Here is an 8,545-nt window from a genome sequence, read left to right on the forward strand (position 1 = left end):
AACGAGTGATGACGAGAGCAGAGATACAACAAGTGAAACAGCGTTTCGGTATTATTGGAAATACTGAAGCATTGTCGCGCGCCATAGATGTTGCCATTCAGGTAGCTCCTACCGATTTGTCTGTGCTGATTACCGGAGAAAGTGGAGTCGGAAAAGAAAGTTTTCCGCAGATTATTCATCAATATAGCCGGAGGAAGCACGGACAGTATATTGCTGTCAACTGTGGTGCTATTCCGGAGGGCACGATTGATTCCGAACTGTTCGGGCATGAGAAGGGTGCGTTTACCGGTGCGATTGGCGAACGGAAAGGGTACTTTGGCGAAGCCGACGGTGGTACTATTTTCCTTGATGAAGTAGGGGAGTTGCCGATGTCTACCCAGGCACGTTTGCTCCGTGTACTGGAGAGTGGCGAGTTTATGAAAGTAGGTTCGTCCAAAGTACAAAAAACGGATGTGCGTGTGGTGGCAGCTACAAACGTCAATCTGACGCAAGCGATTGCAGAAGGACGTTTCCGTGAAGATTTATATTACCGGTTGAATACGGTGCCTATCCAGATACCGCCTTTGCGTGAACGTGGTGACGATGTACTTTTGTTGTTCCGTAAGTTTTCCGCAGACTTTGCAGAGAAATACCGGATGCCTGTTATTCAGTTGACGGAGGATGCGAAGAAAGAGTTGTTGGCTTACCCGTGGCCCGGAAACGTGCGTCAGTTGAAGAACATCACCGAGCAAATATCTATCATTGAAACCAACAGGGAGATTTCTGCTGCTATCTTGCAGAATTATCTTCCCGCACAAAATACGCAACGTCTTCCCGCGCTGATGGGAACGCGTGAGAGTAAAAGCTTTGAGAGCGAACGGGAGATTCTTTATTCTGTTCTGTTTGATATGCGCCAGGAAGTGGCGGAGCTGAAGAAGATGGTGCACAACCTGATGGCGGAACGTGCCGGACAGGTGGGGCAGGTAGGACAAGTGGGAACGGTGGTTACTACTCCGGTAGTGACGACACACCAGCCTTCGGTACCTGCGATCATTCATACCATGCAGCCTGCGGTTTGCAAGGATGACGATGACATACAAGACACGGAAGAATATGTAGAAGAACCTCCTTTGTCACTGGACGAAGTGGAAAAAGAAATGATACGCAAAGCACTTGAAAGGCATCACGGAAAGCGGAAGAGTGCGGCCAAGGACTTGAATATTTCCGAGCGTACACTTTATAGAAAAATAAAAGAATATGAATTGGATTAAGAAAATAATACGCCCTTTGCTACTGTTCGGCTTGCCGTTGGTAGTCATTGCGTGCACTGTTTCCTATAAGTTTAACGGATCGTCTATCAATTATGATAAGGTAAAGACCATTTCGATAGCCGACTTCCCGATCAAGTCGGAGTATGTATATGCTCCGTTGGCAACCAAATTCAATGAGGACCTGAAAGATATCTTCATTCGGCAGACCCGTCTGCAACTGCTCAAGCCGAATCAGAATGCCGACTTGCAGATTGACGGAGAAATCACAGGGTACAATCAGTACAATCAGGCAGTATCTGCCGACGGTTATTCTTCGGAGACGAAGTTGACTATCACCGTCAATGTGCGTTTTGTCAACAACACCAATCATGCCGAAGACTTTGAACAACAGTTTTCTGCGTTCCGTACCTACGACTCTACCCAGTTGTTGACTGCCGTACAGGACGGATTGATTGCTGAAATGTCTAAAGAGATCACCGATCAAATTTTTAATGCAACTGTAGCAAACTGGTAATATAAATGACTTCTGTTAACTTTCAACAATGGATTCAGCATCCCGAGACGCTGAATAGGGATACTTTGTACGAACTGCGCAATCTTCTTGCGAGGTATCCGTATTTTCAGTCACTTCGTCTGCTGTATCTGAAGAATCTGTATATTCTCCATGATATTAGTTTCGGTGGAGAACTGCGGAAAGCAGTTCTTTACATTGCAGACAGACGGCAGTTGTTCCGGTTGATTGAAGGTGACCGCTATGATGTGCAGGCACGGAAAAAGGGAGTACCTCTCACGGAGGTGCTGAAAGACGAACCGTCCGTAGACCGCACATTAGCATTGATCGACGCTTTCTTGTCCACAGTACCCGAAGAGGTGACTGCCCGGACCAGTTTCGACTATTCGATGGATTACACCTCTTTCCTTTTGGAGGAGACTCCGGCCACGGAACAGCCGGCTGAAGAAACGCCCAAACTCAAAGGCTTCGAACTGATTGACGACTTTATAGAAAAGAGCGAGAGCGACTCTCCCCTCTGCATGAAACCTTTAAGAGAAGAAATGCCATCTTCGCCAACCTCTTCGGACGAACTTACCGAAGAAGAAACGATGAAGGAAGAAGAGGAAGATGACAGCTGTTTTACGGAAACTTTGGCAAAAATCTATGTTAAACAGCAACGATATTCAAAAGCTCTTGAAATAATTAAAAAATTAAGCTTGAAATATCCAAAAAAAAATGCTTACTTTGCAGACCAAATCAGATTTTTGGAGAAATTGATTATTAACGCTAATTCAAAATAACTAAAAATGTACTTATTATTCGTTATCTTAATGGTTATTGCAGCCTTGTTGATGTGTTTCATCGTGCTGATTCAGAACTCAAAAGGAGGCGGACTTGCTTCTGGTTTCTCTTCATCTAACGCCATCATGGGCGTGCGCAAGACTACAGACTTTCTGGAAAAAGCAACATGGGGCCTGGCCATCTTTATGGTTGTAATGAGCATTGCTACTGCTTATGTAGTTCCTCGCTCTGCTGTTGCTAAAGACGCAGTGTTGGAACAGGCACAGAAAGAACAACAGACTAACCCGTATAACTTACCCGCAGGTACGGCTGCGCCGCAAACTGAAGCTCCTGCTACCAATGCACCTGCTACAGAAACTCCGGCACCGGCTACTGAAACTCCTGCTCCTGCAGCAGAGTAATTCACTCCGTCGTCAGGTAAGACTTTGGGGTAAAACCATTAATGGGAAGGTGCAGACGGATGCTGCATTTCTTTGATATTTAAGTGCGGATTACGCAGATTACACGGATTTTCAATGTTCCGCGTGGTCAGTGTAATCCGCACTTAACTTTTTCTTGTAAAAACAATCTCTTTGTGATAGAAACAAACGAGATTTAACTACCTTTGTTGGCTGTATAAGATTATTAACTACTTTTTTAAATATAACAATGACAGAACATTTGAAACAGAAATTGAATGACTCCGCCGTACTCCGATGGAGTGTTCTAGCATTGGTCGCATTTACTATGCTATGCGGCTATTTCCTCACCGACGTAATGTCTCCTCTAAAACCCATGCTTGAGAAAGAACTACTATGGGATAGTCTTGATTATGGTTTCTTCACAAGCGCTTACGGGTGGTTTAATGTATTCCTATTGATGCTGATCTTCGGTGGTATCATTTTGGACAAAATGGGAGTTCGTTTCACCGGAATGGGAGCTTGCTTATTGATGGTGTTTGGTTGTGGATTGAAATACTATGCGATTTCTACTACTTTTCCGGAAGGTGCCATGCTCTTCGGATTCAAAACACAGGTGACGTTGGCTGCATTGGGATATGCTATCTTTGGTGTAGGTGTGGAGATTGCTGGTATCACTGTTTCCAAGATTATAGTGAAATGGTTCAAGGGCAAGGAAATGGCATTGGCTATGGGACTTGAAATGGCTACGGCACGTATTGGGACAACTCTGGCGATGGTGTTGACAGTTCCTTTGGCAGACTTCTTCGGATATACGGACGAGGGTGGTGCATTCCATACCAATATTCCTGCTCCTATTTTGTTTTGTCTGATTATGTTGTGCGTGGGTACGATTGCTTTCTTCCTTTATACTTTCTATGATAAGAAATTGGATGCTTCTTTGGATGCAGAAGGTTTGGAACCGGAAGAACCGTTCCGTATGAAAGATATTGTGTATATCATTACCAATAAGGGATTCTGGTTGATCGCATTGCTGTGCGTATTGTTCTACTCGGCCGTCTTCCCTTTTATCAAATATGCTGCCGACTTGATGGTGCAGAAATATAATGTAGATCCGAAACTGGCGGGAACGATTCCCGGATTGTTGCCGATTGGTGCAATTATCCTGACTCCGTTGTTCGGTTCGTTATATGACCGTATCGGTAAAGGAGCCACATTGATGGTGATCGGATCATTGATGCTAATTTTTGTACATACCATGTTTGCCCTGCCTATACTGAATATATGGTGGTTTGCTACTATTATAATGATTATATTGGGATTTGCTTTCTCATTGGTGCCTTCGGCTATGTGGCCTTCTGTTCCGAAGATTATTCCGGAAAAACAGCTGGGTACTGCTTACGCTTTGATTTTCTGGGTACAGAACTGGGGCCTGATGGGTGTTCCTTTGTTAATCGGATGGGTATTGAATACTTATTGCAAAGGTCCGGTGGTAGACGGTGCACAGACTTATGATTACACATTGCCGATGACTATTTTTGCTCTCTTTGGTGTACTTGCTCTGATTGTTGCTTTGATGTTGAAAGCAGAGAACAAGAAGAAAGGATATGGTTTGGAAGAGGCAAATATCCAGAAGTAACAGTTACAATTCGAAGTAACGTTATAAATTCGAGAGTATAAGGTTTGAAAATAAAAGAGGGTTAGTATTAATGCTCTGAAATAAAAAAAAGAATTATGGCTGCCAAAGAGAAAATCAACCTGTTAGAGGTCATTCCCTGTCGCAGTGAACATATTACAGCAGAAAGGGAAGGGGAGACGATTGTGCTCTCCTTTCCCCGTTTTAAATATCCGTGGATGCAACGCTTCCTTGTACCGGCAGGAATGTCGAAAGAACTTCATGTGCGATTGGAAGAACACGGTACGGCTGTATGGGAACTGATAGATGGAAAACGTACTGTTCGTGAAATCATAGAAGAACTCGCAGATCATTTTCAAAATGAAGCGGGATACGAGTCTCGTGTATCGGCTTATCTTTCTCAAATGCAGAAAGATGGGTTTATAAAACTTTTTATTAATTGACTTTATTAGATGATAGGTGATAAATGATAGTTACTATGCGGCATAATAGCTAGTTATATGATAGTGCAGCCTCCTAAGGAGGTTTATCAAATATCCCGTTTAAAGATATGAAAAAAGGCAACTGATTCGTAATGATGTAGTTACCTTTTTAGTATTTTGAGAATATCTTTAGTTACTTATATTTCTTATTTACTGAATATCCCTTATCATTTAGGAAGCATCTCCCATCTATCATTTATCAACTATCATCTAATAAATTATCTAATTAAGGAAAATAGCCCAGAATATCACGGCAGTTGCAATGAGGACTCCCATGATAATAAGCGTCCCCCAAACGAAATAATTGCTGTCCTTTTCTTTCTTTTTCTCCGAGTCGTGGATGATACGTCCCATTTCCTCGGGAGTGGTGTTGGGCAGTGGATAAGGCTCGTTGGTGCGGTTTAAGTGCTTCAGTTTGTCGTTGGCACGTTCACGGCGTAGACGGGAAGCCTCTCGCCCTTCGCTAAGCCGACGTATCATGTCGAGCATGTGTCCTTCACCACCCATATTCTTTGCCCTTTAGAAGTTTACTATTTGCCTTCTTCTCTATCCACTTTTAACAATCCTCCCGTATTCGGATCAAAATAAACTTTGATTGTAGAATTCTTATTGAATAAGACAGGAGCCAGATATTCTATCACACCGAATTGAGTAATAGGGAGTTCACCTTCGTAAAGTTTCTTTTTACCGTCGGTCAATGTAACCATTGCTTGTCCGGGCACGTTGTAGGCGATTCCATCCAAATCTTTCTTCTTCTTACCGTCTTCCTGTGGGATCTTGACTGATTTCAGGTCTTTCAAGCTGATATAAAACGGAGTTCCTGCTAGATCATTGTTGGCAACTACACCCAGTTTCTTGGAGAAGCGGAAAGCAACTTCGTTGTTGAATTCCCTGTCCGGAGTAAGGCGGACGGTGAATGTCTTCTCTTCCTTATCACGAGTGCCGGAGAACATTTGCGTCATTGCTTCTTCCTGTGCATTCAGATTATCAAGCATAATTTTAAGCTGTGCTCCGTCTGAAGGCATATTGTCAGCTTGTCCGCGCAATAAGGCATTCTTGCTTTCGCGGATGTTATAGATCTCTTTAGCCACCAGTTCAGCCATCTTCGCGGTAGAGCTGGCCATCAGAATTTCTTCGGTCAGGAATTCGCGGGGATTCGCTATTTTTGAGAGGACAGTGGGAGCAGGAGCTGTTTTCTTGTCTGAACTGCTTTTACTGTAAGGCACATTGATGGTTTTCACGATGCCGTCCTCTGTCAGTTCCATGAGTGGTGCTACTGTTTTATCCTTCAATTTTACGAAGTAAGTAGTTTCGCTGTTGGGTACACCTACGGATTTCACCTTCACACTAGCCAGTTCCCAATACTCTTCGGGTTCGGTGGAGACGTTGGTCAATCGCAGGTAACGATCAGCGTATTTGCTGAATTCTCCTGGAGTATAGTTGACTTTGTTGGCTTTTATTTCAAGCTCTATTTGGGTTTTGGGAAGACTGTAGACTACTCCGTAATCTTTTCCCCGGGTAACCCCTGTCAGTACTTCGGTTTGTGCATAGGCGGACGTTGTCATAAGTAGTCCTGCTGCTATAATCAACTTTTTCATATTCGGTTCTTTTTAACTGGTTTTGAAAACAAAGTTAATGAAGTTATTGAAAAAACTGTAAGTTCTTAACTTTTATTCGCTTACAAGTCGCCATGCTGTCGGCAGACAGGTGATAATATCGCTTGCGATCATTCCGATCATTCCTTGCTTCTTTTGAGCGACATCGCCCGCCAATCCGTGAATGTAAGTGCCGATTTTAGCGGCTTCTTCGGTGGGATAACCTTGGGCAAGCAGCGCCAGGATTACTCCGGTCAGTACGTCACCGCTACCTCCGGTTGCCATTCCCGGATTTCCGGTTGGGTTGAAGAAACATTTACCTTCGGGGGTGATGATGGCGGAGTAGGCTCCTTTTAAAATAATGTGGACATGGGCGGCACGGGCCAGTTCGCAAGCCTTCATCAGACGTTCGTAAGAGTCCTGGCATTTGCCGGTCAGACGTTCCAGTTCTTTCGGATGCGGGGTGAGGATGGAACCCTTCGGCAGGTGGGTAAGGGTATGGCGGTGGTTGGCGAGGATATTAAGAGCGTCGGCATCCACTACAACAGGAGTCTGGCAGTGTTCCAGTTGCTCCAACAAGGCAGCTTCCGTTTCCTCGTTTCGTCCCAGTCCCGGGCCGATGCCGACTGCTTGGTAGTCGTCCGTATCGGTAGGTACGGCAAAACAGGTTTCGTTGATGTCGGTTTCTACGATTGCTTCGGGTATGGAGGTCTGCAAGATGTCGTTGTTGCACATTGGTGCATGAACAGTCAGCAACCCTACTCCCGAACGGAGGCAGGCGCGGGCAGCGAGAACAGAGGCTCCTGCCATTCCTTTTGAACCGGCAATCAATAGTGCATGGCCGAAGTTCCCCTTGTGGGCAAACTGTTTGCGTGGCTTGATGAGTGAACGGATTTCTTCTATTTCCAACATTTCGTAGTTAGTCTCCATCTCTTCAATACCGTCTTCGCTTAATTGGATATCCAGCACTTCCCATTCTCCGACAAATTCAGTGTTCTCTGCGAAAAGAAAGGCGAGCTTCGGCAGTTGCAGACTGAAAGTTACGTCGGCGCGGATAATATTAGCTTTTACGTTGAATGTATTTTCTTCTCCCATCAGTCCGGAAGGAATGTCGATGGCTACTACCATGGCAGGGGAGGAATTGATGTATTTCACTACGGCAGCGAATCCACCGCTCAACGGTTTGTTCAGACCTGAACCGAATAATCCGTCGATTACCAGATGATCGGGCGTCAGGACGGGAGGTACGAATTGGGTACTGATTTCGTGGAATTTTACTTCTTCCATCATTTCTACCAGTTCTTTATTGGTCTGGCAGTCGGGTGAAAGTTCTCCTTTCGTGTTGAAGAGAAATACCTCGATTTTATATCCTTTTTCAGCCATCATGCGGGCTACGGCGAGAGCGTCTCCGCCATTATTCCCTGGTCCGGCAAAGATAGTGACCGGCGTTTCCGTATTCCATCTGTCTGTGATGGCTTTTGTTAATACGGTTGCTGCACGTTCCATCAGATCGATTGATGCAATAGGTTCGTTCTCAATGGTATAAGCGTCCAATTTCTTGATACTGCTGCTTGGAAATATTTTCATTGCGATGTTCTTTTAGTTTTCGGATTACAAATGTACATGATTCTTCTGACTTTTCCCGTTTGTTGTGGGAAGAAAACCATAATTGCAACTTTTAATTCATCATTAGTTCTATCTTTTGGTCAAAGAAATATCTGCTTTTGAACTATTAAGTGTTAGAATAACTCCGCCAAAAAATAATTCAATGCTGCACCATTATGAACTTACTTTTATTTCTCCCTGAAAAAGATTTCTGGTTCTTCGTCAAATTTGGTGGTAATCTCTTTTTTATTTCAACTGTCTTCTTCTTTCTTAATCCTATTAAAA

9 protein-coding genes are annotated in these 8,545 nt (G+C 44.1%); 6 read left to right on the forward strand and 3 right to left on the reverse strand.

Annotated elements, in window-relative coordinates; genetic code table 11:
- Nucleotides 1–8: 8 nt before the first annotated feature.
- The 6 genes from AB5217_RS11055 to AB5217_RS11080 all read left to right on the forward strand — a co-directional run bounded on the left by AB5217_RS11055 (nucleotide 9) and on the right by AB5217_RS11080 (nucleotide 5,021).
- The gene (locus AB5217_RS11055; protein ID WP_032843180.1) at nucleotides 9–1,250 is read left to right on the forward strand and encodes a sigma-54 interaction domain-containing protein; all 1,242 of its coding nucleotides are present in this window, start codon (nucleotides 9–11) and stop codon (nucleotides 1,248–1,250) included.
- Nucleotides 1,237–1,764 carry an LptE family protein gene (gene lptE / locus AB5217_RS11060; protein WP_009039716.1) on the forward strand — a complete coding sequence of 176 codons (528 nt, stop codon included), beginning with the start codon at nucleotides 1,237–1,239 and terminating at the stop codon, nucleotides 1,762–1,764. The genes AB5217_RS11055 and lptE overlap by 14 nt, the downstream gene beginning before the upstream one ends.
- 5 nt (nucleotides 1,765–1,769) lie before the next feature.
- Complete coding sequence (locus AB5217_RS11065; RefSeq protein WP_008645322.1) at nucleotides 1,770–2,543, forward strand: hypothetical protein; 774 nt, start codon at nucleotides 1,770–1,772, stop codon at nucleotides 2,541–2,543.
- Nucleotides 2,544–2,549: 6 nt separating this feature from the next.
- Nucleotides 2,550–2,945 carry a preprotein translocase subunit SecG gene (gene secG / locus AB5217_RS11070; RefSeq protein ID WP_004301890.1) on the forward strand — a complete coding sequence of 132 codons (396 nt, stop codon included), beginning with the start codon at nucleotides 2,550–2,552 and terminating at the stop codon, nucleotides 2,943–2,945.
- 247 nt (nucleotides 2,946–3,192) lie between these two features.
- Nucleotides 3,193–4,581, forward strand: coding sequence for an MFS transporter (locus AB5217_RS11075; protein ID WP_004304668.1), 1,389 nt, complete (start codon nucleotides 3,193–3,195; stop codon nucleotides 4,579–4,581).
- Between the two features lie 95 nt (nucleotides 4,582–4,676).
- Nucleotides 4,677–5,021 carry a PqqD family protein gene (locus AB5217_RS11080; protein ID WP_009000585.1) on the forward strand — a complete coding sequence of 115 codons (345 nt, stop codon included), beginning with the start codon at nucleotides 4,677–4,679 and terminating at the stop codon, nucleotides 5,019–5,021.
- 261 nt (nucleotides 5,022–5,282) lie between these two features.
- Here AB5217_RS11080 and AB5217_RS11085 read toward each other — a convergent pair whose 3' ends face one another.
- The 3 genes from AB5217_RS11085 to AB5217_RS11095 form a co-directional block, all read right to left on the reverse strand.
- Entirely contained in the window at nucleotides 5,283–5,567 is a 285-nt protein-coding gene (locus tag AB5217_RS11085; RefSeq protein ID WP_032843181.1) for a hypothetical protein, read from the reverse strand.
- 23 nt (nucleotides 5,568–5,590) lie between these two features.
- Nucleotides 5,591–6,658: a DUF4831 family protein gene (locus tag AB5217_RS11090; protein ID WP_032843182.1), complete on the reverse strand. Its 1,068-nt coding sequence runs from the start codon at nucleotides 6,656–6,658 to the stop codon at nucleotides 5,591–5,593.
- A 72-nt stretch (nucleotides 6,659–6,730) separates the two neighbouring features.
- Nucleotides 6,731–8,242, reverse strand: a complete 1,512-nt coding sequence (locus AB5217_RS11095) for a bifunctional ADP-dependent NAD(P)H-hydrate dehydratase/NAD(P)H-hydrate epimerase (RefSeq protein WP_004304672.1) — start codon at nucleotides 8,240–8,242, stop codon at nucleotides 6,731–6,733.
- Between the last annotated feature and the right edge of the window lie 303 nt (nucleotides 8,243–8,545).

Source organism: Bacteroides sp. MSSM.1001136sp1_RTP21357st2_D2_RTP21359_211015, from assembly GCF_040913205.1.
Taxonomy (GTDB): domain Bacteria; phylum Bacteroidota; class Bacteroidia; order Bacteroidales; family Bacteroidaceae; genus Bacteroides; species Bacteroides ovatus.